General features: G+C 69.6%; 24 protein-coding genes and 3 tRNA genes. 14 read left to right on the top strand and 13 right to left on the bottom strand.

Going from position 1 to position 25,109, the window contains the following annotated elements; all coding sequences use genetic code 11:
• Positions 1-127 precede the first annotated feature (127 nt).
• The 5 genes from VM306_RS17545 to VM306_RS17525 all read left to right on the top strand — a co-directional run bounded on the left by VM306_RS17545 (position 128) and on the right by VM306_RS17525 (position 6,126).
• Complete coding sequence (locus tag VM306_RS17545; protein ID WP_325516167.1) at positions 128-1,291, top strand: pyridoxal phosphate-dependent aminotransferase; 1,164 nt, start codon at positions 128-130, stop codon at positions 1,289-1,291.
• A 96-nt stretch (positions 1,292-1,387) separates the two neighbouring features.
• Positions 1,388-1,918 (top strand): sigma-70 family RNA polymerase sigma factor, encoded by a 531-nt coding sequence (locus VM306_RS17540; protein WP_325516073.1) that lies wholly within the window; start codon positions 1,388-1,390, stop codon positions 1,916-1,918.
• Positions 1,915-2,274 carry a hypothetical protein gene (locus tag VM306_RS17535; protein ID WP_325516071.1) on the top strand — a complete coding sequence of 120 codons (360 nt, stop codon included), beginning with the start codon at positions 1,915-1,917 and terminating at the stop codon, positions 2,272-2,274. The genes VM306_RS17540 and VM306_RS17535 overlap by 4 nt, the downstream gene beginning before the upstream one ends.
• On the top strand, positions 2,271-4,367 hold the full coding sequence (locus VM306_RS17530; protein ID WP_325516069.1) for a CHAT domain-containing protein: 2,097 nt from the start codon (positions 2,271-2,273) through the stop codon (positions 4,365-4,367). Before VM306_RS17535 ends, VM306_RS17530 begins: the two co-directional genes overlap by 4 nt.
• Positions 4,368-5,328: 961 nt before the next feature.
• Positions 5,329-6,126, top strand: coding sequence for a hypothetical protein (locus VM306_RS17525; protein WP_325516067.1), 798 nt, complete (start codon positions 5,329-5,331; stop codon positions 6,124-6,126).
• Positions 6,127-6,421: 295 nt separating this feature from the next.
• Here the strand turns inward: VM306_RS17525 and VM306_RS17520 are convergent, their stop codons facing one another.
• Positions 6,422-7,858 carry a PLP-dependent aminotransferase family protein gene (locus VM306_RS17520; protein ID WP_325516065.1) on the bottom strand — a complete coding sequence of 479 codons (1,437 nt, stop codon included), beginning with the start codon at positions 7,856-7,858 and terminating at the stop codon, positions 6,422-6,424.
• Between the two features lie 61 nt (positions 7,859-7,919).
• On the opposite strand from VM306_RS17520, the gene VM306_RS17515 reads away from it, so the two are divergent.
• Positions 7,920-8,573 carry a hypothetical protein gene (locus VM306_RS17515; RefSeq protein WP_325516063.1) on the top strand — a complete coding sequence of 218 codons (654 nt, stop codon included), beginning with the start codon at positions 7,920-7,922 and terminating at the stop codon, positions 8,571-8,573.
• On the opposite strand, the gene VM306_RS17510 is transcribed toward VM306_RS17515, so the two are convergent.
• Complete coding sequence (locus tag VM306_RS17510) at positions 8,524-9,051, bottom strand: Clp protease N-terminal domain-containing protein (RefSeq protein WP_325516061.1); 528 nt, start codon at positions 9,049-9,051, stop codon at positions 8,524-8,526. The genes VM306_RS17515 and VM306_RS17510 overlap by 50 nt on opposite strands.
• Positions 9,048-9,257 (bottom strand): helix-turn-helix domain-containing protein, encoded by a 210-nt coding sequence (locus tag VM306_RS17505; RefSeq protein ID WP_045309630.1) that lies wholly within the window; start codon positions 9,255-9,257, stop codon positions 9,048-9,050. Before VM306_RS17505 ends, VM306_RS17510 begins: the two co-directional genes overlap by 4 nt.
• Positions 9,258-9,318: 61 nt before the next feature.
• Here VM306_RS17505 and VM306_RS17500 point away from each other — a divergent pair, with 61 nt between their 5' ends.
• Positions 9,319-10,020: a protein phosphatase 2C domain-containing protein gene (locus VM306_RS17500; protein ID WP_325516056.1), complete on the top strand. Its 702-nt coding sequence runs from the start codon at positions 9,319-9,321 to the stop codon at positions 10,018-10,020.
• A gap of 46 nt (positions 10,021-10,066) precedes the next feature.
• Here the strand turns inward: VM306_RS17500 and VM306_RS17495 are convergent.
• The 5 genes from VM306_RS17495 to VM306_RS17475 all read right to left on the bottom strand — a co-directional run bounded on the left by VM306_RS17495 (position 10,067) and on the right by VM306_RS17475 (position 11,493).
• A tRNA-Phe gene (locus VM306_RS17495) sits at positions 10,067-10,140 on the bottom strand.
• 17 nt (positions 10,141-10,157) lie between these two features.
• Positions 10,158-10,231 (bottom strand) — tRNA-Asp (locus tag VM306_RS17490).
• Between the two features lie 47 nt (positions 10,232-10,278).
• Positions 10,279-10,351, bottom strand: a tRNA-Glu gene (locus VM306_RS17485).
• A 130-nt stretch (positions 10,352-10,481) separates the two neighbouring features.
• The gene (locus VM306_RS17480) at positions 10,482-11,120 is read right to left on the bottom strand and encodes a ScbR family autoregulator-binding transcription factor (protein WP_325516055.1); all 639 of its coding nucleotides are present in this window, start codon (positions 11,118-11,120) and stop codon (positions 10,482-10,484) included.
• A 127-nt stretch (positions 11,121-11,247) separates the two neighbouring features.
• The gene (locus VM306_RS17475) at positions 11,248-11,493 is read right to left on the bottom strand and encodes a hypothetical protein (RefSeq protein ID WP_325516054.1); all 246 of its coding nucleotides are present in this window, start codon (positions 11,491-11,493) and stop codon (positions 11,248-11,250) included.
• 154 nt (positions 11,494-11,647) lie between these two features.
• Between VM306_RS17475 and VM306_RS17470 the strand changes: the two genes are divergently transcribed.
• The 4 genes from VM306_RS17470 (at position 11,648) to VM306_RS17455 (ending at position 14,927) form a co-directional block, all read left to right on the top strand.
• The gene (locus VM306_RS17470) at positions 11,648-11,908 is read left to right on the top strand and encodes a hypothetical protein (RefSeq protein WP_325516053.1); all 261 of its coding nucleotides are present in this window, start codon (positions 11,648-11,650) and stop codon (positions 11,906-11,908) included.
• A 57-nt stretch (positions 11,909-11,965) separates the two neighbouring features.
• Positions 11,966-12,172 carry a heavy metal-associated domain-containing protein gene (locus VM306_RS17465; protein WP_325516052.1) on the top strand — a complete coding sequence of 69 codons (207 nt, stop codon included), beginning with the start codon at positions 11,966-11,968 and terminating at the stop codon, positions 12,170-12,172.
• On the top strand, positions 12,172-14,355 hold the full coding sequence (locus VM306_RS17460) for a heavy metal translocating P-type ATPase (protein ID WP_325516051.1): 2,184 nt from the start codon (positions 12,172-12,174) through the stop codon (positions 14,353-14,355). Before VM306_RS17465 ends, VM306_RS17460 begins: the two co-directional genes overlap by 1 nt.
• Positions 14,356-14,624: 269 nt before the next feature.
• Entirely contained in the window at positions 14,625-14,927 is a 303-nt protein-coding gene (locus VM306_RS17455) for a hypothetical protein (protein WP_325516050.1), read from the top strand.
• A 136-nt stretch (positions 14,928-15,063) separates the two neighbouring features.
• Here the strand turns inward: VM306_RS17455 and VM306_RS17450 are convergent, their stop codons facing one another.
• Positions 15,064-15,267, bottom strand: coding sequence for a cold-shock protein (locus tag VM306_RS17450; protein WP_030473173.1), 204 nt, complete (start codon positions 15,265-15,267; stop codon positions 15,064-15,066).
• Positions 15,268-15,626: 359 nt separating this feature from the next.
• Here VM306_RS17450 and VM306_RS17445 point away from each other — a divergent pair, with 359 nt between their 5' ends.
• The gene (locus VM306_RS17445; protein ID WP_325516049.1) at positions 15,627-16,736 is read left to right on the top strand and encodes a L,D-transpeptidase; all 1,110 of its coding nucleotides are present in this window, start codon (positions 15,627-15,629) and stop codon (positions 16,734-16,736) included.
• Here the strand turns inward: VM306_RS17445 and VM306_RS17440 are convergent.
• Positions 16,733-17,548: a glutamate ABC transporter substrate-binding protein gene (locus VM306_RS17440; RefSeq protein ID WP_414672408.1), complete on the bottom strand. Its 816-nt coding sequence runs from the start codon at positions 17,546-17,548 to the stop codon at positions 16,733-16,735. The genes VM306_RS17445 and VM306_RS17440 overlap by 4 nt on opposite strands.
• Positions 17,549-17,630: 82 nt before the next feature.
• The gene (locus VM306_RS17435; RefSeq protein WP_325516047.1) at positions 17,631-18,479 is read right to left on the bottom strand and encodes an oxygenase MpaB family protein; all 849 of its coding nucleotides are present in this window, start codon (positions 18,477-18,479) and stop codon (positions 17,631-17,633) included.
• A 20-nt stretch (positions 18,480-18,499) separates the two neighbouring features.
• Here VM306_RS17435 and VM306_RS17430 point away from each other — a divergent pair, with 20 nt between their 5' ends.
• Positions 18,500-18,622, top strand: a complete 123-nt coding sequence (locus VM306_RS17430) for a hypothetical protein (protein ID WP_325516046.1) — start codon at positions 18,500-18,502, stop codon at positions 18,620-18,622.
• A 114-nt stretch (positions 18,623-18,736) separates the two neighbouring features.
• Complete coding sequence (locus VM306_RS17425; protein ID WP_325516045.1) at positions 18,737-19,222, top strand: hypothetical protein; 486 nt, start codon at positions 18,737-18,739, stop codon at positions 19,220-19,222.
• Here VM306_RS17425 and VM306_RS17420 read toward each other — a convergent pair.
• The gene (locus VM306_RS17420; protein WP_325516044.1) at positions 19,219-23,631 is read right to left on the bottom strand and encodes a DNA repair ATPase; all 4,413 of its coding nucleotides are present in this window, start codon (positions 23,629-23,631) and stop codon (positions 19,219-19,221) included. The genes VM306_RS17425 and VM306_RS17420 overlap by 4 nt on opposite strands.
• Positions 23,628-25,109: flotillin family protein (locus VM306_RS17415; protein WP_325516043.1), on the bottom strand; the 1,482-nt coding region annotated here is incomplete at its 5' end. The genes VM306_RS17415 and VM306_RS17420, both read right to left, overlap by 4 nt.

Below are 25,109 nucleotides of genomic sequence, written 5' to 3'. Positions count from 1 at the left end.
CGTCCACCGCCGGCCGCGGTGGACGGGCGGCGTGTTCGGCCGGGCAACCTGAACGATCATGCGGATTTCTCACACCTGGAGGGACCGGACTTCCCTCCGCGCGCGATTCAGGTGAAGATCCATGGCTGTGCGGGTACCAGCGCTAGTTCCCCGGTTGCAGCCGTTCACGTCGACCATCTTCGCGGAGATGACGGCGCTGGCCGTGCAGCACGACGCCGTCAACCTCGGTCAGGGCTTCCCCGACACCGACGGTCCGGAGTCGATGCTCTCGGCCGCCCAGGCCGCGATCGGGTCGGGGATGAACCAGTACCCGCCGGGGCCCGGCATGCCGGTGCTGCGCAGGGCCATCGCCACCCACCGCTCGCGCTACGGGCTCTCCTACGACCCGGACACCGAGGTCCTGGTCACGGTCGGTGCCACCGAGGCGATCGCGGCCTCGCTGCTGGCGCTGGTCGAGGCCGGTGACGAGGTCATCCTCATCGAGCCCTACTACGACTCCTACGCCGCCTCGGTCGCCATGGCCGGTGCGACTCGGGTGACCGTCGGGCTGCGCGAGGACGAGTCGGGGCGGTTGGCGTTGGACGTCGACGCGTTGCGGGCCGCCGTGACGCCGCGGACCCGTGCGATCCTGGTCAACACGCCTCACAACCCGACTGGGACCGTGTTCCGCTTGGAGGAGCTCCAAGCGATCGCTGCTCTGTGCGTCGAGCACGACCTCCTGGCGATCACCGACGAGGTCTACGAGCACCTGGTGTTCGACGGGCTCGTCCACATCCCCTTGGCCTCGCTGCCGGGGATGGCTCAGCGCACGTTGTCGATCTCCGGCGCGGGCAAGACGTTCAACTGCACCGGCTGGAAGATCGGCTGGGCGTGCGGGCCGGCGGAGCTGGTCGGTGCGGTCCGCGCGGCCAAGCAGTTCATGACCTTCGTGGGCGGGGCGCCGTTCCAGCCCGCTGTCGCGCACGCCCTGACGGCTGAGCTGGACTGGGTGTCGTCGCTGCGCGACTCGTTGGCCTCGAAGCGCGCGCGTCTGGCCGAAGGGTTGCGTGCGGCCGGGTTCGAGGTGCGGTCGTCGGAGGGCACGTACTTCATCTGCGCCGATGTCCGGCCGTTGGGCTACAGCGATGGTCTGGCGTTGTGCCGTGAGCTGCCCGCGCGGATCGGTGTCGCGGCGGTGCCCGTCCAGGTGTTCACCGACCACCCCGAGGACTGGAAGCACCTGATCCGCTTCGCGTTCTGCAAGCAGGACGCGGTGATCGACGAAGCCGTGGAGCGCCTCCACAAGCTGTAGTTGTCCACAGGCGTGGATGAGTTTCTCCACACCTGTGGACAAACCACTTTCGGGTGAGGCCGGGAGCCTTTCCGCCGGGGTTCGACTCCAAACGGCATGAACTCGAACACAGAGGTTCTCGCCGGCTGGCGTGCCGGCTCCTGCGGCTGGGACGCGCTGGTCGAGCGCTACTCCCGGCTGGTCTGGTCGGTGCCCAGATCGTTCCGCCTGAGCCACGCCGACGCGGCCGACGTCTACCAGTGCACATGGCTCTGCCTGGCCGAACACCTCACTCGCATCCGACAACCGGAAGCGCTGGGCGTGTGGCTGGTCCGTACCGCTACACGTCAGTCGATCGCGGTGCTGCGCGCCCGTGGGCGTGAGGTGTCGTTCGACCTGTGGGAGCCGGAGTCGGTGCTGCCCACGCCCGACGAGGTGGCCATCACCCACGACCGGCAGCGGCGGCTGTGGAGCGCGCTGATGACGTTGAACGAGCGGTGCCAGCGGCTGCTGCGCATAGCTGCCCACAGCCCTGAGCTGAGTTATGCACAGGTTGCCGACGCCCTGGGGATAAAGGTGGGGAGCGTTGGCTCCACGCGCAGCCGCTGCCTGGCTGACCTGCGGGGGAAGCTGGAGGCGCTGCGATGAGGGACCCGTTGCTCGACGAGCTCGCCGACCTGTTCCGCTCCGATGCCCCGCCGCCCGTCTTCGCGCCGCGCCCCACCGGCCTCGAACCCATGGAGCCCGTCCAAGAACCGGTGCGCGGCCCGTCCCGGCAGCTCGTGTTCCACGCCGGTGCCGGACGCCTGTACCTGCAGATCGACTCCTCGCACCTGACCGGCGTGCTGGACGACAGGGGCGTCTCGGTCGAGGTGCGCACTCCCGGTTCGGCACTGGCGCTCCGCCCGGACGCCGAGGGCTGGTTCCGCGCCGGTGTCGAGCCGGGGCCGGTGTGCGTGACCGTGCCCGAGCTGGGGCTGACGACGGGGTGGTTCGTCGCATGAGCGCCAGCGCCGACCCGCGGGCCACCATCGCGGCGACCGAGGTCCGCGGCACGAAGGCCGAACGCGCCGACGCCCTGCACGACCTCAGCACCGCCCACGTCGAGCTCGGCCACCTCGACGTCGCCGCCGGGTTCGCGCGGCGCGGGCTGCGGCTCACCGGGGAGGCGCGGTTCCACCTCGCGCTGGCGTGGATCGACCTGGACCGTGGCCGCCGCGAGCACAGCCTCCGGCACCTCGACCTCGCGACGCCGCACCTGCGCGGGCCCGAGCTGGCGCGCGCCCGGTGCCTGCGCGGGCTCCACCTCTGCCAGTCGGCAGAGCCGCGCCTGGCGATCGCCGAGCTCACCGCGGTGATCAGGGAGCTGAAGAGGTACGGCGACGAGCGCTGGCTGGCCAACGCGTTGATCGGGCGCGGGATCGCGCGGTGCAACGCGACCAGGCTGGTGGCGGCCGAACGCGACTTCACGGCCGCGCAGACGGTGCTGCAGGCCATCGGCGAGCCCGGTCGTGCGGCGATGTGCCTGCACAACAGGGGGTTCGTCGCGATGCTCGCCGGCGATCTGCCGCTCGCCCTGCGCAGGTACGAGGAGGCGGCGAAGGCCGGTCTCGACTCCACGAGCAAGCCGGAGGCCCTGGTCGACCGGGCAGAGGCGCTGCTCGCCGCCGGGCTCACCACGGAGGCGAGACGGGTGCTGGCGCCCGCGATCGCACTGCTGCGGCGGTGCGACCGGCACGTGCCCGAGCTGGCGGTCCTGAGCGCGCGGTGCGCGTTGCGGGACGGGGACCCGGAGCCCGCGCTGCGCCTGGGAGGCCAGGACGTCGAGTTCATGCTCGCCGCCGGGAAGCTCGACGCCGTCGCGGCGCACAGGTTTCGCGGACCGGTGCAGACGCGGGCGCTCGGGTGGCTCGCGCAGGCCCGCCGGTCGGATCGGCGGGGTGCGCTGGCGGCGTGCCGGGCGGGGCTCAGGCTGCTCGACGAGCACCACGGCGACTGGCCGCGCCGCGAGCTGACCGGGCACGCGCTCAGCCGGGCGCGGACCGCACGCGAGGTGCTGCACTGGTCGGAACGGCACCGCGCCTCGACGCCCCTCCCGCCCAACGATCCCGAGCTGGCACGGGCGCTCACGGACCTGCGGAGAGCAAGGGCGTTCGGGCTGCCGCTGGAGGCGTTGGAGCGGGACGTCCGCAGGCTGACTCTCGCGCACCGGCGCCGCACGACGGACGAAGTGGTTGCGCCGCCAGGACTTCCACTGGTCAGCTTCATCGTCCACGAAGGACGGATGACCGCGGTGACGCTGGCCGGCGGCCGTGCCCGGATGCGCGAGGTTCCCGAACCGGCCGAGCTCGTCCGCACCGCCAGACTCGCGTTGCGCGCCGGCCGGACCATCACCACGGACCTCCTGCCGGACGCCGGGGAAGTCGTCGTGATCCCGGACGGCGTGCTGCACGACATGCCGTGGGCGGCGTTCGGACGGGTCCACGTCCTCCCGTCGCTGCGGCACTGGCGACCGCCGAGCCGCGGCGGGCGCCGGGTGTGGGTCGCCGGGCCCCTGCTCGCGGACGAGGAGGTGACCGCGCTCCAGCAGGAGCACGGCGGGACGGTCGTCGAGTCCACTGTGGAGTCCGCGCTCCAGGGGCTGGAAGGCGCCGGGATCGCGCACATCGCCGCTCACGGGCACGTCCACCCCGAGAACCCGTTGTTCTCGCACCTGGAGCTCGCGGACGGCCCGCTCTACGGCTACGACATCGCCAGGATCGAGCACCCGCCGGAGATCGTCGTCCTGTCGGCGTGCGAGTCGGGGCTGGCCAGGGCGTTCCTCGACGCGGGCACCAGGGCCGTGATCGCCGGCGTGCTGCCACTGCCGGACGCACTGGCCGGGAAGGCCATGGCCGAGGTCCACCGGCTGATCGACCACCCGGCCGAGGCCGCCGGAGCCGTCGCCCACCTCGGGTTCAGCTGCTACGGCACCGGGACCAGGGTCGCGGCGTGCACGGCGGCCGCGAAGGACGTGCCGGTGCACAGCAGTTGGGACGAACCCACTGAAGCCGGCACGTCGACCCCGTTGGCGACCACGTCCACCCACGGTCCGTGACCTGAGAACGGAGCCGAAGCGCCCACCGCCGTCACCGCGGGCAGCGCGGCAGGCCACCACGGACGGGACGAGCCGCCGTTGCCCGCCGCGGCCACCACGTTGCTCCCGGCCCGCGCCAGCACCGGCGGGCATTCGTCGTCGAACGTGCAGGTGCCGGACGAGACCAGCACGACCGGCAGGTCGCGGGTGGCGTGCAGAGCGGCGGCGAGGGTCAGGTCGTCGCCGAACCCCGAGGGAGCCAGGACGGGGAACGGGCGCACGGCCGCGCCGTGGTGGCGGAGAACGCCGGCGACCAACGAACCGTGCGGGGCGTCGAGACAGGTGTCGAGCAACGCGACGGTGCCCTCGCCCACCAGCTCCGGCAGCCGCGTGCCGACGACGGGACGGGAGGTGCCGATCATGATCGGGCAGGCGAAGTGGACGTGGTTCGGAGTCGCGCCGACTTCCCGGGCGATGTCCACGACGTCCACACGATCGGGGGCTTTCAGGAACATGCGGATGGCCCCTGAAGCGACCTCCTCGTGCGAGTAGCTGCCCCGCAAGCGCTTGCGCACCGCGGATGCGTCCGACGGCAGCACGATCAGCTCCCCCGAACGGACCAAGCTCTCGTTTGGTCCCGCCTGATCGTGCACGTGCACGGGGCCGAGCGCACGGGCGGCGTGATCGGCCAGCTCAGAGAGGCTGTTGACCTGTTTGGGCGCGTCCACATCGGACACCATCCCGCGCCGCGACACGGTCCACACGGGACCAAAGCGGCGATGTCACTCGATCCGATGACGACACTCAGGGTGTTCACACCTGATCAGGGCAACCCGGACAGCCGCACGTGACCGCCCTTCCGAGTGTTTCGCGCTGAGCGGGTTCGCAAAGCCACTCTCCAGTGCTAGACATAGCTCGACGTCGACCTCCGACGGCGCTGGGGCGTCGGCGGTGACCTGTTAGGTGGACGGGTGGTGATCCTGTGGCGAGTGGTGGGGCTGTCGCACTGCTGCTGCGGACCGCTGCGCTCGGCGGACTGACCGCCGCCGCCTGGTTGCTGGGCGGGCCGACCGCGTCCGCCAGTGCCGACGAGGCGCCGCCGGCCGTCGAGATCACCACCGAGGCCCCGGCCCTGGTGGACGATCCGGCCGGCTGGGTCACCACGTTCGCCGAGGACCTGGTGGATCGTCACGAACCGGCGAAGCTCGTCCCGCCTCCGGTGGTCATCCCGCCCCCGGTCGTCGTGACGCCGGAGGACGAGCCAGAACCGCAGGACGAGGGCCCCGTCCTCGACTTCACCGGCGGCGCGAAGGGCACCACGCGGTCCGGCTCCGTCTCGAACCAGGCGCCACCCGAGGTCATTCAGGTCAAGGCCCAGGTCCGCGCCGCCAGGAAGGCCGCGAAGCTCGCCGCCGAGCTGCCGCCGCCCCCACCTCCGCCCGCGCCACCTGTCGTCGTGGCCAAGCAGGTCGTGCCGCTGCTGCCCGACCTGCTGCCCCCTCCCGCGCCCGCGAAGACCGAGCCCGCGCCCGTGAGCGACCTCACGTGGACCATCCCCGGACCTGACGCCCCGCTGCCCACGCCGCAGCAGGCGCCTGTCGTCGCGACGTCCTCCGCGGCGTCCGGCCACACCGACAACTCCGGCGGCACGCGCGGCGTGCTCGCCGTCCTGACGTCGCACAACTCGCTCTTCCCGTCCACCACGTGGTCGGTCGAGGAGCGTCGCGACGGCACTGCGCCGGGCAGCATTCCCGGCCTGCCCGCCACGTCACCCGACTGAGTCCGACAGGACAGGTCTGTCCTCTGCGCGATTTGTGACCCTCTCGTTCCGTCGCGCCAGTAACTCCTCATCGCATTTCCCGTTGTACGCAAGGAACCCAGTCTTCCTGACCTGCCAACCGCGCCCTGGCAGGTCGGGTCTGGTCCGAGTGCCGCGCTGCCCCCGCAGTCTCGGACCACACGGGAAACCTGCGGACGGGGGACGTCAATCCCTGGGACGTTCCCCGCCGCAGGCCTCTCGTCAGCAAGTCCGTCGGCCCGGTCTCCCCCGCTGCGGGAGACCGGGCCGACGTGTCTCACGCGACGGGCAGCGACAGGTCGGCGTCGCCGGGAAAACCCGTACCCGCAACGGATGCGGCCACCACACCCAAACGGCCGATCGCCTCGCGGAGCACTTCGGGCGACTGCGTGTACGGCACTCGGAGCATCTGCTCACAGCCCCCGTGCACCGCGAACCGCGGTCCTGGCACGAGCCGCACACCGTGGTTCTGCGCCATCACGGCGATCCGCGTGCTCACCGGCCCGTCGAGGGCGCACCACAGGCCGAGCCCTCCCGCAGGCACCTCGAACTTCCACTGTGGACAGTGTTCCCCCAGCGCCGAGACCGCCACGTCCCGCTGCGCCCGCGCCTCCTCGCGCCGTTGCCGCAGCACGCTTTCCGGCGACTCCAGCAGCGCGGCCATCACCAGCTGCTCGAACACCGGCGTGCCCAGGTCGGTTCCCGCCCGCGTCGACAGCAGCCGGTGCACGACGTCGGACGACGCCCTGATCCACCCGATGCGCAGTCCGCCCCAGTGCGACTTGCTCGCGGACCCCAGCGTGACCACCGAGTCGCCGCCGAACGCGGCCATCGGCAACGGCTCCGGCGAGTCGTCCAGCGAGAGCTCCACCAGGGTCTCGTCGACGACGAAGGGAGTACGGGCCTTGCGCAGCACGGCCGAGAGCGCCTCCCGCGACTCGGACGACATCCGCAGCCCGGTCGGGTTCTGGAAGTCCGGGATCAGGTAGGCCAGCCGGGGACCGGCCTGCCGCAGCGCGGCCTCGAACCCGTCCACGTCCCAGCCGTCACCGAGCATCGGCACCGGCACGGGGATCCCGAACGACGCCCGCACCGCCTCCAGCGCGTTGGGGTAGCTCGGCTGCTCCACGAGCACCCGGTCACCAGGCCCGACGAAGAGCCGCAGCACCAGCGCCCACGCGTGCTGCGCCCCCGAGGTCACCACGATCTGGTCGGGTGAGGTGGGCAGCCCGCGGGCCGCGTACCGGTCCGCGATCCGCTGCCTCAGCACCGGCAGCCCCCGTTCGTCGTACCCGTGCGACGCGAGGTGCTCCGGCATCCGGGTCATCGCGGCGTCCATGGCCCAGCGCACGGACGACAGCGCGGCAGGCGCGGCGCGGGACAGGTCGATCAGCGTGTCGTCGGCGACGGTGATGCCACCCCCCGCCCCGACGGGTCCGCTGATCCACGACCCGGCCCCGCGCCGCGACTGCACCACCCCCTCGGCGCGCAGCTGGTCGAACGCCGCGGTGATCGTGGTGCGGCTCACGGGCAGCACCTCCGTGAGCTCGCGCTCGGACGGCAACCGGGTGCCGACGGGCAGCCGCCCGTCCGCCACCAGCAGCTTCATCGCCGCGACGAGATCGTTTGAGCACTGCCGCGGCAGTCCACGGCGCCACGATCCGAGCAGTCGGACGAGCCGGGCACCCGATATACGTCCACCTGGTGGGAGCATGAAGCCAATTATCCTCAATTGGCTATGGATTACCAGGCCAATCACAGCGCAGGATGGCCACATGGCCACCTTGACCGCACTCGACCAGGTCCCCGTCCGCGTTGCCCCCGCCCGCCGCCTCCCGCAGCTCTTCGCAGGTCTCTGGCTCTACGGCGCCAGCATGGCGATGCAGATCCGCGCGACCCTCGGCCTGAACCCGTGGGACGTGCTGCACGAGGGGCTCGAGAAGCGCACCGGCCTGAGCTTCGGCCTGATCACCGCGATCACCGGTGTCCTGGTGCTGCTCGTGTGGATCCCGCTGAAGCAGAAACCCGGCATCGGCACCATCGGCAACGTCGTGCTGATCGCCGTCAGCGTCGACGTGACGCTGGCGATCCTGCCGGCGCCGGGAGGACTCCTGCCCAGGATCACGCTCATGACGCTGGGCATCGTGCTGAACGCCGTCGCGTTCGCCGCGTACGTCGGTTCCCGGCTGGGAGCAGGCCCGCGCGACGGCATGGTGACCGGTTTCTGCCGCCGCACGGGTGTGTCACTGCGCCTCACCAGGACCGTCGTCGAGCTGGTCGTGCTCGGCACCGGCTGGCTGCTCGGCGGTACCGTCGGCATCGGCACGATCCTCTACGCGCTCGGCATCGGCCCGCTCTCGCAGCTGTTCCTGCCCGCGCTCACCTGGCGCGAGCGCTCGCGGCCCGCTTGCGGATCTCCTCGTACGTGACCCCGTGCTCGGTCAGCACCTCGGCCACGATCCCCCTGCCCTGCAGCAACGCCAGCACGATGTGCTCGGCACCCAGGTAGTTGTGGCCGAGGTCGCGGGACTCGCGCAGCGAGTTCTCCAGCGCCTTCTTGAAATCCGCCTCCAACGGCATCCCGAACCACCGCTTGCGCGGACCCGGCCGCAGCACACCGGACCCGAGCGACTGCTCGACCGAGTCGATGACCTGGTCGACGTCGATCCCCAAGCCCCGCAACGCTTCCGCGTCCGCCTTGGTCAGCCCGCCCTTGCGCCGGTAGTCCCTGAACGCCGTCTCCAGCCCGGCGCGCGGCAGGTCGAACCCCGCCAGCACCGGCGCGTCGAGCAACGCCAGCAGCAGGTGCTCGACGCCGACCTCGCCGGCGCGGTCCTGTTCCGCTTCCCGCACAGCGGTCCTGACCGCCTCGCGAGCTTCCCTGGTGAACCGTTCCGCGATCATCATCGACCCCCGTGCTTCTTGTGCACCGCCTGGCGGGAGACGCCGAGTTCCGCCGCGATGTCCTGCCACGACCAGCCCTGGGCCCGCGCACTGCGGACCTGGACGGCCTCGAGATGTTCCAAAAGTCGCCGCAGCGCGGTGACGGCCCGCAACCCGACCTTCGGGTCGCGGTCTCCTGCCGCCGTGGCGAGATCCGTCGCTTCAGTCATGATGTCAACGTACGTTGACAACCGCGATCCGTCAACCGACGTTGACAGCTACGTTGGGGCCGTGAAGATCGAGACCGCTGAGCAGGCAGCACCGGGACACGTGTCCGAGGACCGGATCCGGGTCACGACCAACGCCGTCGTCGTCCTCGACGGCGTCACTTCACGGAGGCCACCCGGCCGCAACGGTGGTTGGTACGCCACAAACCTCGCCGACGAGCTCGTCCGGTTGATCAACGACACCGACCCGCTGACCGATGTCCTGGCGCGGGCCATCGCGAATCTCGCCGAGGAGCACGATCTCGTGCCCGGCGACTCGCCGTCGTCGACCGCGTCGATCGTGCGGTGGAACGACGAGACGATCGACGCGCTCGTCCTGTGCGACACCCCGGTGGTCGCGTTCGGACGGACGACCCACGTGCTCGAGGACACGAGACTCGAAGACCTGCGATCGCAGCCGGACATCCTGGCGTGGAAGAACAAGCCGAACGGGTGGTGGGTCGCGGAGGCCGACCCCGTCGCGGGACACCGTGCCGTGACGGCCCGCTGGCCGCGGTCCGAGGTGCGCACGGTGATCGCCCTCACCGACGGAGTCTCCTGTGGAGTGTCGGAGTACGGGCTCTTCTCGTGGGAGGACCTCGCGGAAATGCCGCTGGGTGGAGTTCTCGACCGAATCCGCGAAGCGGAACGCGGTGATTCGGAGCACAAGCGGTGGCCGCGCTCCAAAACGCACGACGACCAGGCGATCGCCCGAATCACGACATGACGAAAGAAGCCCCGCAGCACGCTGCGGGGCTTCTTTCGAAGAGGAATGGCCAGGGGCGGGGTCGAACCGCCGACCTACCGCTTTTCAGGCGGTCGCTCGTACCAACTGAGCTACCTGGCCATGAGGACTAGATGAAGCGACCCAGACGGGACTCGAACCCGCGACCTTCGCCGTGACAGGGCGACGCGCTAACCAACTGCGCCACTGGGCCTTGCTCGTGCATATCGTACCGTACTGCATCTACTGCTTTTTACTGCGTGCCCCCAACGGGATTCGAACCCGCGCGACCGCCTTGAAAGGGCGGGATCCTAGGCCGCTAGATGATGGGGACTAGCTGGTCTCTGGAAGCATCGTAAGCATATGCCATGGGTCCTCGCACCTCCAAAACGGGGGTCCCACTTATGCGCTGACCTGCCGAAACCCACTTCTGAGCCGGATGGCCCAGATCAACAAATGCCTGCTCACGGCCCGATGACCTCTTCCGGCGCGTTGTGTGATCCAGACAACTTCCAGCCGGCCGGCACGACACAGGGCAGGACGTGCCGGAGAACTTCGCGCAACCGGTCGGGGAAGTCGGCGCAGGACGTCGTCGCCGAGGAGATGAGCCGCGCGCCGAGAGCGGCGCTGCACAGGGTCCGTGCCACGGCTTCCGGGTCGACGCCGGGGAGCAGGTGCCCGCGTTCGCGCGCCTCGACCAGGTAGGTGCCGATCAGCTTCTCCCACATCATGTGGGTGTTCGGGACGCCCGGATAGCCGATCTCGCGTTCGGCGTTCAACCGCACGCCCGCGCGCAGCACGACGTCCGCCGCCATCCGGTCGGCCGACTCCAGGAACATGCCGTGCAGAGCGCTCAACGGGTCGACCCCGCGGATGCGCCACGCCTGCCGCACCTCGGCCCACAGCTCGTCCTGGCGTTCGACGAGCGCGGCCGCGACCGCTTCCTTGGAGGCGAAGTGGAAGTAGAAGGCGCCCTTGGTCAGGCCGGCGCGGGTGAGCACCGCTGTCAGCGACGTGCGTTCGTAGCCGAGGCGGTCGAACTCCTCGGCTGCGGCTCGGAGGATCGCCTCTCGTGTCGCGTGGGCCCGGTCCTGCTGGGGCATGAGTCCCAGGTTAGCCGTTGCCGCGAAAGAGACCCGTGGGTATGTTTCGGGATGCGGCCCTGCTTCGGGAGACGCGCTCCGGGGGGTGCGCGTCTCGCGTCAGGGCCGCTTCCTCGTTCGCATCAGCTCACCGCTGCACGGGTGGCGTACCGCCGTCCTCGCCCGGTGACAGACCCAGCATGTCGAGCAGCATCCGGCAGTCCTCGGTGCCCAGCGCGCTGCGCGCGACGGCGAGCCTCGCCCGGTGGACCTGCTCGTCGGAGATCCGCGAGGGTTCTCCGCTGCGCTGGGACGGCACGCTCGGCCCGCCCTGTCGCGACATGCTCTCGTCCTGCGTGAACAGGAAGTTCCGCACTTCCAGTGACCCGCTCATAGCACCCTCCCCGACTTGAGGTGTGGCGCGAGGCTAAGCGACCTGGGACAACAGCCGCAGCCCCCCGCAGAGTGATTCCACCGACACCCAGCGTTACTTTCCGTGCTGGTGCGGCGGATACCTCGTGGGGAACCGACCAAGGGATGATGGTCCTATGAGCGACCCCACGCCGGAGCCTTCCCTCGAAGCAGAGGGCCAAAACGCGTCTCAGACACCTCCTCCCGTCGACCAGGAGGCCATCTTCAAGGCGATCAGCGGCATCGACGTGAACACCATCGACGCCGACATCGAGTCCGCCTTCGGCTCGCGGATGGCCGAGCTCGACAAGATGCTCGCGGGCCTGGACGACCTGGTCGACGAGATCGAGAAGAACATCCAGAAGCTGGACCAGCCGAAACCCGACAGTCCTCAGTAGATGGCTTACCCCAGGGGGGTATAGACTCGGAGCCCCGTAGACAGAGAGAAGGCTCCGATGTCCGTCACCTCCACCTACACCGTCACCGGCATGACCTGCGGCCACTGCGTCAGCTCCGTCACGGAGGAGCTGACCGAGGTCGCCGGCGTCACGGGCGTCGACGTCGTCCTGGAGACCGGCGCGGTCACCGTGACGAGCGACCGCGAGCTCGACCGCTCCGAGGTCGTCGCCGCCGTGACCGAGGCCGGGTACCAGGTCGCCTGATGACGACCACCGAGCCCCGTCACGTCGAGCTCAGCATCAGCGGCATGACCTGCGCCTCCTGTGCGAGGCGCGTGGAACGCAAGCTGAACAGGCTCGACGGCGTCTCCGCCACCGTGAACTACGCGACGGAGAAGGCCAGCGTTCAGTTCCCGGACAACCTGCGCGTCGACGACCTGGTGTCGACGGTGCGCGCGGCCGGGTACGACGCGGAGGAGCCGAAGCCGGAGACACCGGACGAGTCCGGTGAGCTGGGGCTGAGGTTCGCGCTGGCCGCGGTGCTCGGTGTGCCGGTGATCGTCCTGTCGATGGTCCCGGCGCTGCAGTTCCCCGTCTGGCAGTGGGTCGCGCTGGCGCTGGCCAGCGTGGTCGTGTGGGTGTGCGGCTGGCCGTTCCACCGTGCGGCCGTGGTCAACGCACGGCACGGCGCCAGCACGATGGACACCCTCGTGTCGATGGGCGTCACGGTCTCGTACCTCTGGTCGCTCTACGCGTTGGTGTTCGGCGAGGCCGGGACGATCGGCATGCGGCACGAGTTCAGCCCGCTCCGCCCCGCGGCGTCCTCGGCCTCCGGTGACATCTACCTGGAGGTCGCGGTCGGCGTGACCGTGTTCCTGCTTCTCGGACGCTGGCTGGAGGCGAGGTCCAAGCGCAGTGCGGGTGCCGCCATGCGGTCGTTGTTCGCGCTCGGCGCCAAGGACGTGTCGGTGCTGCGCGACGGCGTGGAGACCCGCGTCCCGATCGGGCAGCTCCGGGTCGGCGAACGGTTCGTGGTCCGTCCGGGTGAGCGGATCGCCACGGACGGGCTAGTGGTCGAGGGCAGCTCCGCCGTGGACAGCTCGATGGTCACCGGCGAGTCGGTGCCGGTCGAGGTCGGCGCCGGTGACGCCGTGGTCGGCGGGACGGTCAACGCGGGTGGCCGGCTGGTCGTCGAGGCGTCGAGCGTCGGCGCGGACACCCAGCTCGCGCGGATGGCCCGCATGGTCGAGCAGGCGCAGGCGGGCAAGGCGGAGGTGCAGCGGCTGGCCGACCGGGTGTCGGCCGTGTTCGTCCCGGTCGTCGTGGTGATCGCGCTGCTGGCGTTCGGCGGCTGGCTGCTCGCGGGACGGCCGCTCGAGTTCGCGGTGACGACGGCGGTGGCGGTGCTCGTGATCGCCTGCCCGTGCGCGCTGGGCCTGGCGACGCCCACGGCGCTGCTCGTCGGCACCGGCCGCGGCGCCCAGCTCGGGATCCTGGTGAAGGGACCCGAAGTGCTGGAGTCGACGCGGCGCGTGGACACCGTCGTGCTCGACAAGACCGGCACGGTCACCACCGGTCGTTTGACTCTCGTCGACGTGATTGCCGTCGAAGGCGTGTCACGCGACGAGGTTCTGCGTTTCGCGGCGGCCGTCGAGAACGCGTCGGAACACCCCGTCGCCGCGGCGATCGTCCGCGAAGTCGCCGAAGTGCTTCCCGTTTCTCAGTTCGTTTCCACGGATGGCATCGGTGTCAGCGGAGTCGTCGAAGGACGGCGCGTTGTTGTCGGGCGGGTGCGCGAGGTTTCCGTTCCGCGGGAATTGACCGAGGCAGCGGCCGCGCACGCGACTCGAACCGTTGTCGCGGTTTCCTTCGATGACAAGGTTGTCGGTCTCGTCGTCGTCTCGGACGTCGTGAAACCCACGTCCGCGCAGGCGATCCGGTCGTTGCGGGAACTCGGCCTGCACCCCGTGCTGCTGACCGGCGACAACGCGTCGGTCGCGGCGGCGGTGGCCGCCGAGGTGGGCATCGACGAGGTCATCGCCGACGTCGTGCCAGGTGAGAAGGTGGCCGCGGTTCGCCGTCTCCAGGCACAGGGCCGGGTCGTGGCGATGGTCGGCGACGGCGTGAACGACGCGCCGGCCCTGGCCGCCGCGGACCTCGGGCTGGCCATGGGAACCGGCACCGACGTGGCGATCGAGGCGAGCGACCTGACCCTCGTGCGCGGCGACCTGCGCGTGGCGGCGGACGCGATCCGGTTGTCCCGCAAGACCTTGGGCACGATCAAGGGAAATCTTTTCTGGGCCTTCGCCTACAACGTCGCTGGACTTCCGCTCGCGGCGCTCGGACTGCTGAACCCCATGATCGCGGGAGCGGCGATGGCGTTCAGCAGTGTGTTCGTGGTCAGCAACAGCTTGCGACTGCGGGGATTCCGCCCATCAGCCGCGTAAGAATCTTCCGCGCGAACACTCCCCAACACGAACGTGCGCGTGCAACAATCCAAAAGCTGACACACCCCCGGTCAGCGCCTGTGGAGATCCCCTCCGGCCCCCGCGTTCCTCCCCCTGGCGCGGGGGCCTCTCCTCCCTCTCCCTGCCCCCGTAGGTGCTCACCTCTCGCGGCCCGGCGAACATCCACTCCGCGTGGGTGCCTTCGACACGGTGGGATGACCTGGCTCACAGGGGTTTGGCATCCGTGACCGAGCCGTTATCGTGTCCCGGTGCCTATCGGATCCCTCGGACGCTCCAAGTCCGGCCGTCACCGCCCTGCGGACGCACCGCAGCAGGAGACGTCGCACGACGAAGAGCTGACCTCGTACCTGGCCGCCCTGGCCCCTGACTCGGACAACGAGACCACCGCCTCGGGCTTCGGCAGCTCCCAGGTGTACCAGCTGCGGCTGCAACCGATGGCGAACGAGCAGCTCAAGGAGCTCGCCGCCGAGCGCCAGACCTCCCCGCAGGCTCTCGCCACGGAGTGGGTCATGCAGCGACTGGAGTGGGAAGCGCGCCAGCGCGGCCACTAGTGCGTGTCCCGTGAGTCTCGTCCGCGACAGTCGCGGCCGAGGAGCCCCGGAGCCGTCGACCGAACGAGGAAGGACCCTCTGCCGAGCCCGGCAGAGGGTCCTTCTCACGTACGACTTCGGTTGCGGCGAGATCAGATCAGATCGCGCGGACGTTCTGCGCCTGCGGACCCTTGGTGCCCTGGCCCACCTCGAACTCCACGCGCTGGTTCTCCTCCAGGGTCCGGAAGCCCTGACCCTGGATCTCCGAGTAGTGGACGAAGACGTCTGCGCCGCCGTTGTCCTGGGCGATGAAACCAAAGCCCTTCTCGGAGTTGAACCACTTGACAGTGCCCTGTGCCATGTACCTGCCTCCATCGCAGGAAAGCTTGGGGCTGCACCGTGCAACCCCGGCCGTCCCGGGGGCGTTCAGCTCGCTCGGTGAGAGCGCACAGCACGCCCGCGTGTCGTTCCGCGAGCGTGTGGAGCACGAACACAGAAACCACGGCCTGCGCGGGTCAGCCTAACGTGTGATGCGTCATAGCACTACAGGTCATTACTGGCCGGTTTGGTGCCTCAACAGGGGGAAACCCGCTGGTCCGAGCGGGTGATCGCGTTTCGTCAAGCAACGTGCCCGAGCCTCGCGCGTCCTCTCAGCGTAGGACGAGGGGATCTTGGGGAGAACACGTGTTCCGGCCACTGGTTTTGGCTTTACTGCTGGGGTTGACCGCTTGCAGCGCCGCGCCCGGCACACCGTCGGCGCCGACTGCTCCGGTCGTGGAGGACAAGGCGGGGGCAGCACTCACCGTGACGCCCGAGTCGGGTGACGGGGTGAGCCCGTCTGGACCTTTCCAGGTCGGGGTGACCGGTGGCGCGCTCACCTCCGTGGCGCTCACGGGTGCGGACGGCACGGTCGTCAAGGGGGAGCTGACCGGCGACAGGTGGGTCGCCACCGAGGATCTGGGCTACGACAAGGCCTACGCGTGGTCCGGGTCGGCCAAGGGGGCGGACGGCGCGGACGTGCCGGTCACCGGCTCGTTCCGCACGGTGAAGCCGCAGCGGCTCACCCGCGCGTCGATGAACATCGGCGACCACCAGACCTACGGCATCGCGATGCCGATCAAGGTCACCTTCAGCTCACCGGTGCAGGACAAGGCGTCGGTGCAGAAGGCCATGACGGTCAAGACCTCCGTGCCGACCGAGGGCGCGTGGGCGTGGCTGTCCGACCGCGAGGCGCACTGGCGGCCGCGCGAGTACTTCAAGCCGAACACCGAGGTCTCGGTGGACGTCGACGTGTACGGGGTGCCGTTCGGGGGCGGCGCCTACGGTGCCGAGGACGTGCACGTGCAGTTCAAGATCGCCGACCGCGCGCTGGTGGCCAAGGCGAACACGCAGACCCACCGGTTCGAGATCTACCGCGACGGCGCGCTGCTGCACGACTTCCCGGCGTCGTACGGGATGGAGAGCGACAAGCGAGCCGAGACCAAGGGCGGCATCCACGTCGTGCAGCAGAAGGAAGCGGCGCGGAAGATGTCCAACCCCGTCTTCGGCTACAAGGACGTCCCGGTCACCTGGGCGGTGCTGATCTCGCAGAACGGCGAGTTCGTGCACGAGAACAACGGCACGATCCCGTCGCAGGGCAAGGCGAACGTCTCCCACGGGTGCGCGAACCTGTCCGGCACCGACGCGAAGACCTTCTACGACCTCACGATGATCGGTGACCCGGTCGAGGTCGTCGGTTCGTCCCAGCCGTTGCAGGCGTCGGACGGCGACTACTACGACTGGGCGTTCGACTGGGCCACCTGGACGTCGAAGTCCGCCGGGACGCCCTAGGACTTCTCGGTGATCTGGGGTGGTTGCGGGATCTCGTAACCCGACGGGCCGACATAGCGTTCCAGAGCTCGCTTCCACTCCCCACTGGAGATCATCTTCTCGATGGCCTCGTTGACGGCGTCACGCGACTTCACGTCGCCCTTCGGCACGCCGATGCCGTACCGCTCCTTCGAGAACGTCTTGCCGACGAGCTTGAGCAGCTCGGGGTTCTCGGCGGCGAACCCGGCGAGGATGACCTCGTCGGTCGTGACGGCGTCGACGTTGCCCGCCATGAGGGCGACCACGCAGTCGGAGTACTGGCCGTACTCGACGATCTGCACGTTCCGGGAGAAGTCCGTCTTGACCTTCTGGGCGGAGGTGGATCCCTTGACCGAGCACAGCTTGCGGCCGTTCATGGTCTCCGGGCCCTGGATGGCCGACTCGTTGTAGCGGACCAGCATGCCCTGACCGGTCTCGAAGTACGGGCCGGCGAACGCGACCTTCTGCTTGCGGGCGTCCGTGATCGAGTAGGAGGCGACGATCAGGTCGGCCTCGCCGGTCTCGAGCATCGACTCGCGGGCGGCGCCGCGCGCCTCCTTGAAGGTGATACCGCTTTCCTTCACGCCGAGCTCGTTCGCCACGTACTTGGCGACCTCCACGTCGAAGCCGACGAAGCGGCCGTCGAGCCGCCTCTCGCTGAGGCCCGGCTGGTCGTAGCGGATGCCGATGGCCAGCTTCCCGGAGTCAGCACGTCCGATGACTGTGTTGGCGTCACCACTGCCGCAGGCGGTGGCAAGCACCGCGACGGCTGTCAGTAGCGCGGCACGACGAATCACGACAGGCCTTCCAGGGGTGGTGTGGAGTCGTGAGCAATGCTACGGACCTGCGGCAGTGATCGACTGTGACGTATGACAACTACGGAAGCCTCGTCCTGCTTGGCGTCACATGTCTGCCGTGACGCTCGATCGCGTGCCGCAGATGCCCGGGAGGAGCGAGCCTTCTGATCTTGCCCGGCACCAGAAGCGCAGCTCGGCGCATCATCTTCAGCCAAAGATCAGCCTGCGCGTAAGGCTTGTGCCCGTACAGCTCCAGCGCCCAATCGGGTAGCACCGAGTAGGCCAGGTGGCCCACCAGGACCCGGTACAGCGGAAGGCCGTGGCGGACGAAACCCCGCACCGGAGGGCCGTGCAAGAAGGTGTAGATCACATCGGAATCGGACGTTCGACGCAGTTCCGGACGCATCCGATCGAAGTAGTCGGCCATCTCGCGACGCGATCCGGGTACTTCATCCGGGTGTAATCCGACCAAACTCGCGGCGAATCGCTGTTCGGCGTAGTAAAGGTCCTTCTGCCGGTCCGACAATCCGTACCCCGCGCGGTCGAGAACTGTTTCGAAACACGAAACCTCCGAGCAATGCACCCACAGCAACAGTTCGGGCTCGTCGACCCGGAACGTCCGCCCGTCGACGACACCGCGCAGGTTCCGGTGCGTGGCCCGCACCCGTGCCGCGGCGGCGGCGATCTCCTCGCCGGTGCCGTAGACGCCGAGTCCGACGAAGTCCGCCGTCCTCTTCAGCCTGCCGAGCGGGTCGGCCTGGAAGTTCGAGTTCTGCACGACACCGGCGACGGCCTTGGGGTGCAGTGCCTGCAGGTAGAGGCTCGCGATCCCGGCGATCCACATCGTCGGGTCCGCGTGCATCTGCCAGCTCACGGAGTTCGGATCGGGCATGCGGACATCGTCGCGCCTGGAGAAGATGATGGCCATGGACGACGACGGTCTTGCCGTTGCCGGACGCGATGGACCTGCTGGTGGAGTACTACCGGACGATCTCCGGCGAGCACCCCGACTGGAACGACTACCGCGCCGCGTTGGAGCGCGGGCAGCGGGTGGTCCTGCGCGTCTCCTGACCGGTGCCGGGCCCGATAGGACGGGCTGATGCCCCGGTCGTAACACCGTTAGCGGGCAAAACGATTCCACGGGGACGGCGGCTACCGGGCAGGCGGACCCTGGGGAGCGGAGCGATGACTGGTGTCAGACGCCGCGGCTACTTATCGGCCGCGGTGGCGGTGATGGGCGCTGCCCTGATCGTGGCCCTGTTCACGGCACCAGAGGACAAGCCGGTGGACGTTCGCCTCGTCGCGCCGCCACCCCCGTCGCCCGAGGTCGTCACCGCGACCGCCACCACGACCATCTCCGCCGTGGGCCAGATGCGGCCGCCGCCTCCTCCGCCACCGCCGCCCCCGCCCGCTGGGATCGACCCACCACCCCGGCACCGGCCCCCGCCGCCTCCACCACCGCGCAAGCCCAAGCCGCCCACCCTGGTCGACCTCCTGCGCTGCGACGCGAAGCACGTCTCGGACGACGACTTCAACCGCTGCCTGGAGTGGCCGCTCGACACCGAGGAGTTCTGCGAGCTCCTGGCGGAGAACCACCTGCACCCGATCGACCTGCGCGGACCGAACGGCCGCCGGTTCGAGCGGTTTCGGCTCGACTGCGACAAGGGCTAGGACTTGAGTTCGCGCAGCCTCGCGAGGTTCGCCTCCGCCAGCGTTCCGAGCAGCTGCGCCTCGCCGAGGTAGTGGTCGTCGATCAACGCCTCGACCTCGGCGTCGTTCATCGCCGGCACGATCCTCGCCGCCATCCGGTTCATGTTGCGGTAGCTGCCCTGCAGCAGGAACTCGCCCCCGTTCGCGGCCGACGCGATGTACTCCCGGTTGACCGCGAGCACGACCTGCTGGACCCGTTGCAGCTTGCGGACCACCGACAGCATCCGTTCCAGCTCCACGGTCTCGTGGTCGTGCGCGACGCTCTCGCCGTTCGCGAGGCGCACCAGCGGTTCCACGTCCACGCCGTTCAGCGTCGGGTTCGAGCCGGACGCGTTCTCCAGGTAGCTCAACGCGAAGAGCGCGTCACGGCCGGACAGCACGTCGCCCAGGTTCCACACGTCCGCGCGGTTCGCGAGCATGTCGGGAACGCGGAACGCCCGTCCCGTCTCCGTGTACGGGTTGCCCGCCATCGACACCGCGAAGCGCTTGCCCCGCAGGTCGAACGTGCGTGCCTCGCCGTTCCAGACGCCGTCGACACGTCGTTGCGCGTCGCACAGCGAGATGAACTTCTGCAGCAGCTCAGGTGATGTGTGCTGGATGTCGTCGAGGTGCAGCAGAACGTTGCTGCCCAGGGCGAACGCGAAGTTGATCCGCTCGACCTCCTGCCGGGCCGTGGCATTCGGTGCCTCCCGTGGGTCGAGCGAGGTGACGCCGGTGCCCAGCGCCGGGCCGTTGACCTTGACGAACACCATGCCGAGGCGGTTCGCCACGTACTCCATCAACGTCGTCTTGCCGTAGCCCGGCGGGGAGATCAGCATCAGCAGGCCCGTGCCGTCGTTCAGCTGCTTGGAGAGGTTGTCGCCGATCAGCGGCAGGTAGACCTCGTTCAGCAACCTGTTGCGCACGAACGTGTTCAGCACCGCGGGCCGGTAGTCGTCGAGCCTGAGCCTGCGGCGTTCCTCCGCGAGCAGCTCGTCGCGCCTGCGCTGGTAGGCGCGGAAGGCGGGCACCTGCTCGGTTCCGAAGGTGCGGAGCCTCGTCAGGGTCTCGTCGAGGCGGAGCTCCAGCGACTGGCCGGTCACGCGCGGGTGCGTGCCGAGCAGGCCGGTGACGGTCTCGGTCAGGGCGGCGCTGGAGTCGTAGCGCGGCAGGTCGGTGAGCAGGACCGCGACCACCTCGGGGAACTCCGGGCAGTCCTCGTCGCCGAGGAACGCCCGCAGCCACGCCTCGATCAGGTCGCGGTCCTGGAGCTCCTCGGTGACGGCCGCGCGGAACCTGTCGATCACCACGCGCGCGGCCTTGCCGGTGACGAACCCCCTGGGCTCGCAGGCCAGTTCCTCGAACAGGTACTCGGCGGCGAGCTCCGGCAGGCCGAACTGCGCGCACAGTTCGGGGATCCCGTGCGTGCCACCGAAGATCGTGCGGGCACGGGCCAGCGACTCGGCCTTGCGCGCCCACACCGCCCGTTGGTCCTCCGGCTGTCCGGACCAGTGGATCTGGGCCTCCGCGCGGATCGCCGGCGGGTACCGCAGCAGGCCGGCACCGGCGTGGAGCCGTTGCAGGACAGCGAGGATCTTCTCGGCGTCGTGGTCGTGGACGCCCTTCTCGTAGCCCTCGTCGTAGCGTTCCGCGGCGGCGTTCGCGACGTCGGTGCGGCCTTCGGCGAGCAGGCAACCGGCGAGGTGCTCGGAGCGGTAGACGTCCTGGGTCTCCGACACCAGCAGCTGGTCCCAGAACGGCCTGGTGGCGGCGAACCCGGGATCGGTGACCTCGCTGCGGTAGTCGGTTCCGGTGATCGCGTAGAACAACCGGCCGTCGCGCGGCACCAGGGTGAGGTTCATCGGCTCGGTCGTCACCGGGAAGCGGTGACGGCCGAGCACGATCGACGCGCCGTCGTACAGATCGGCCCGGTCGCGCAGTGCCCGGCCTCCCTCTTGCCGGGCATCGCGCAGACCCGCGTCGAGCTCGTCGGCCCGCACGTCGCCGAGCTCTCGGAGCTGACCGGCGACCGTGCGGACCTTGGCGACCATCGGGTCGCCCGCGAAGTAGGTGTTGATCTCGTCGGCCGAGGTGAGCTTGCCCGCGCGGCGGCGGATCGTGCCGAGCACGCGTTCCGCCGACTGCACGAGCCGGTCGGCCTTGCGCGCGCGTTCGTCGAGCAGCGTCTGCTTGCGCGCGGAGAAAGCCTCGTAGACGTCCGTGCGCTTGGCGCCGACCTGGGCCAGGAAGTCGTCGAACTCGCCGAAGCGCGACTCCAGGTTCTCCAGCTGCAGCAACAACCTGCCGAGCTGGTCGTCGCACCGCTGCGGGGTGTCCGCGACCGACAGCGCGCCCGTGACGGCCTGGCCGAGCAGCGCGAACTCCGCGGCGAACTCGGCGCGTCCCTCGGCGTTCGCGAGCCCGGCGCGCCGACCGTCCACAGTGGCCCGTGCGCGGTTGACAGCGGCCAGCACCTCGCCGATGCTCGCCAGGATCCGCGTGCGGGTCGTCGTGTCTGCGGCATCGAGCGTGCTGACGACCTCGGTCAGCACCTCGAGCCCTGCCTGCTGGTGCGCCAGCCGTTCGCGCAACGGCGTCGCCTCGGCCGCGGTCTCCAGCTCCGCGTCCGCGATCTGGGCGATCTCCTCGTGGTACTGGGAGAACGCGCTCTCACCGCTCAGGAACGCGACGGCTCGTCTCGCCGACGCGCCCAGTTCCTCGACCAGCTCGGCTTCGCGGCGGTCGATCTCGTCGAGGTCGACGTACTTCAGGTCCTTGAGGGTGATCAGACGGCCCTGGGCGGACCGCAGGTCGGCCAGCAGCCGCACCCACTCGTCGGCGCTGCGCGGCGCGGCCGACCTGGCGAGCCTGATCAGGCTCGCCAGCTTCTCGGAGGCCACTCGCAGCTGCTCGGCGGCGTGCCCGGTGAGGGTGCGGACGGCCTCGAACTCGTCCAGCACCTGCTCGGCCGTGGCCCGGACGGCCAGGACGTCCTGCTTCAGCCCCAGCTCGCCGAGCCAGTGGACGCCGTCGACCACCCTGGTGCACAGGGCGATCAGGCCCTCGAACACCGGCGCGTTCGGCGTCATCTCGGCGCTCATCCTGGTGATGGACAGGCAGTCCGAGATGCCGCGGACCAGCTCGGCGTTGCCGATGCGGGCGAGCGGGCCCGCGTGCTCCGGCAGCACCTCGTCCGCGAGGAACGGCGTGCGCCAGACCTGCATCGGGTGCACGCGCACGGGTTCGGGGCCGGTCTCGCGGAAGATCACCAGCGTGCCGTCGGCGAAGAGCGAGTAGCCGTGGCAGACCAGCGGTGTCGCGACCTCCTTGCGGATCACGTTGTAGGGCAGCAGCAGGCTGCGGCCCTCGCGGCGGGCGTGGAAGACGTACAGGACGTCCTCGCCGTTCGCGGACCGGACGACCCGTTCGAACTCCAGCTCGCCGGTGTCGACGTCGAAGGTCTTGTCCGCACCCGTGACCAGGTAGTACCCGCCGGGGAAGATGATCCCCTGGTCCTCTGGCAGCCGCTGGCAGGCCTGGCCGATGCCGTCGAGCCTGACGACCTCCTTGGTGCGGGTGTTGAACACCAGGTGCCGCCACACGGTCTCCTTGTACGGGAGGACGCGCAGCAGGATCAACGGACCGACGCGCGCGTACTGCACGTCGGCGTCCGCGAGGCTCTGCAACGCCTCGTCCACGGGCTCTTCGTAGACACCCTCGCCGGACTCGGTGTTGTTCTCGATCTTGACGGTCAGCGTGCCGCCGACCGTCTCGACGAAGACCTCGCCGTCGATCGCGATGTGCGGGTGCCGGCCCAGCACGTGCTGCTCGCGGGTCGTCTCGACCCACGCGAAGTCGTGCGAGGGCGGGAAGACGTGGTCGCGGTCGCCGCGGTTGTCGACGTAGGTGACCGTGCCGTCGACCCCGATGTCCCAGCGCAGCACGCGGATGTCCTCGATCCGCGCGCCGGTCTGGAACACCGCGAGCAGCCGTTGCTCGACGACCCGCAGCTGCAGCAGCCGGGTCTCGCGGTAGTAGCGGTAGAGCTCGGCGAAGTCGTCGCGGAACCGGGGGTCGTTCAGGAACCCGGCCTCGACCGTGCCGAAGTCCCTGCCGTGCACCGCGAAGACGTCGGTGACCGCCGTCTCGGGCTTGAGGCCCATGAAGACGTTGTAGCCGAACAGCATCACGTCGCCGAGCGCCACGATGTCGCGCGGCACGCAGTTGTTCTCGGTGCGGATGCGTTCGGTGGCGACGAGTTCGAGAGCCGTGCTTCCGAACGTCTCGACGCGCCGGTCGTTCAGCGCCTCGGTGCTTTTCGCGAGCCCGGCCGCTTGTTCGGCCAGCCGGGCTCGCAGCACCTCATAAGTGCCCGCGTCGAGCTGTGTCATGCGTTCTGGCCGTTGTTCTTGGCCATCTGGGTCAGGGCGATCGCGGCGGCGATGTTCTGCGCGTCACCGGTGGTGAAGGAGCTGAGGATCTTGGTCAGGTCCTCCGGGAAGCTCGCCGACCCGTCCATCCACTTCGAGCCCAGCGCCTGCACGACGTCGGAGCTGCCGACGAAGCCGTCGACCTGCTTGCCCGCGGTGATCGAGCTGGCGATCCTGTCGAAGAACATCGTGTCGCCACCGATGATGTCGATGTCGGCCTTCTCCAGGCCGGCCGCGAGCACCATGGCCTGCGCCTCGGCGATATCGCGCTGCACGTCGATGCCCCTGAGCCGGATCTCCTTCTCCGCTTCGAGGCGGAGCCGGTACTCCTCGTGCTCGCGGGTGGCGGTGTCGAGCGCGGCCATCGCCTCCGCCTTGTGCGACAGGCCTTCCGCCTCGCCCTTGAGGCGTTCCTTGATGCCCTCGGCGTCGGCCAGCGCCTTCTCGCGGTCGACCACGGCCTCGGCGCGGCCGAGCGCCTCGGACGCGGCGGCGTCGCGTTCCTTGACCAGTGCGTCCGCCAGGCCCTTGGCCGCGGCCTCCGCCTGCGTGCCCTCCGCGAGACGGATCTTGGAGCGGGTGTCCAGCTCGGCGGCCTGGTTGCGGGCCTCGGCGAGCACGACCTCCTCACGGGCCTTGTGCTGCGCGGACTGTTCCGCGGCCTCGGCGGCCTTGATGTCCTTGACCAGCGACTCCTGCGCCTCGGCCTCGGCCCTGATGATGATCTGCTGACGGTCGCGCTCGGCCTCCTCGACCGCGCGCAGCCGCTTGATGTTCTCCTCCTGCTCGGCCACGGTCTTCTCGACCGCGACCCGCTCGCGCACCAGGTCGGCGATCGCGCGGCGCTCGTGCTCGAGCTCCTTGTCCTTCTCGATCATGCGCAGCGAGGTCTCGCGTTCGCGGGCGATGACCTCCAGCATGCGGTCCTTCTCGATGCGCTCGGTCTCGACGGCGATCACGCGCTCGCGGTTCTTCTCCGCCACGGCGATCTCGCGGGCCTTGTTCTCGGTCTGGATGCCGAGCTGCTCCTCGGTGCGGATGAACGCGGTGCTGGCCTTGAGGCGTTCCTCGGCCTGCACCTTCTGCGTCTCGGCCTCCTGCTGCGCGCGGGCCGTCTCGATCTCGCGCCGCTGCTTGATCTCCGCGTCGGCCTGGCGCCGTTCGAGCTCGAGGATCGCCTCACGCGCGCTGACGTTCTGGCGCGTGATCTCCTTCTCCTCGTTGCGGGTGAACTCATTGGTCTTGACGTGCTCGATCGCGGTCAGCTCCGTGATCTTGCGGATGCCCTGCGCGTCCAGGATGTTCGCCGGGTCGAGCTGCTTGAGCGGCGTCTGCTCCAGGTAGTCGATGGCCGCGTCCTCGAGGCTGTAGCCGTTGAGGTCGGTGCCGATGACCTGCACGATCCGGTCGCGGAACTCGTCGCGGTGGGTGTAGAGGTC

It is taken from the genome of Lentzea sp. (assembly GCF_035525475.1).
Taxonomy (GTDB): domain Bacteria; phylum Actinomycetota; class Actinomycetes; order Mycobacteriales; family Pseudonocardiaceae; genus Lentzea.
This window is presented reverse-complemented; position numbering and strand designations above follow the sequence as displayed.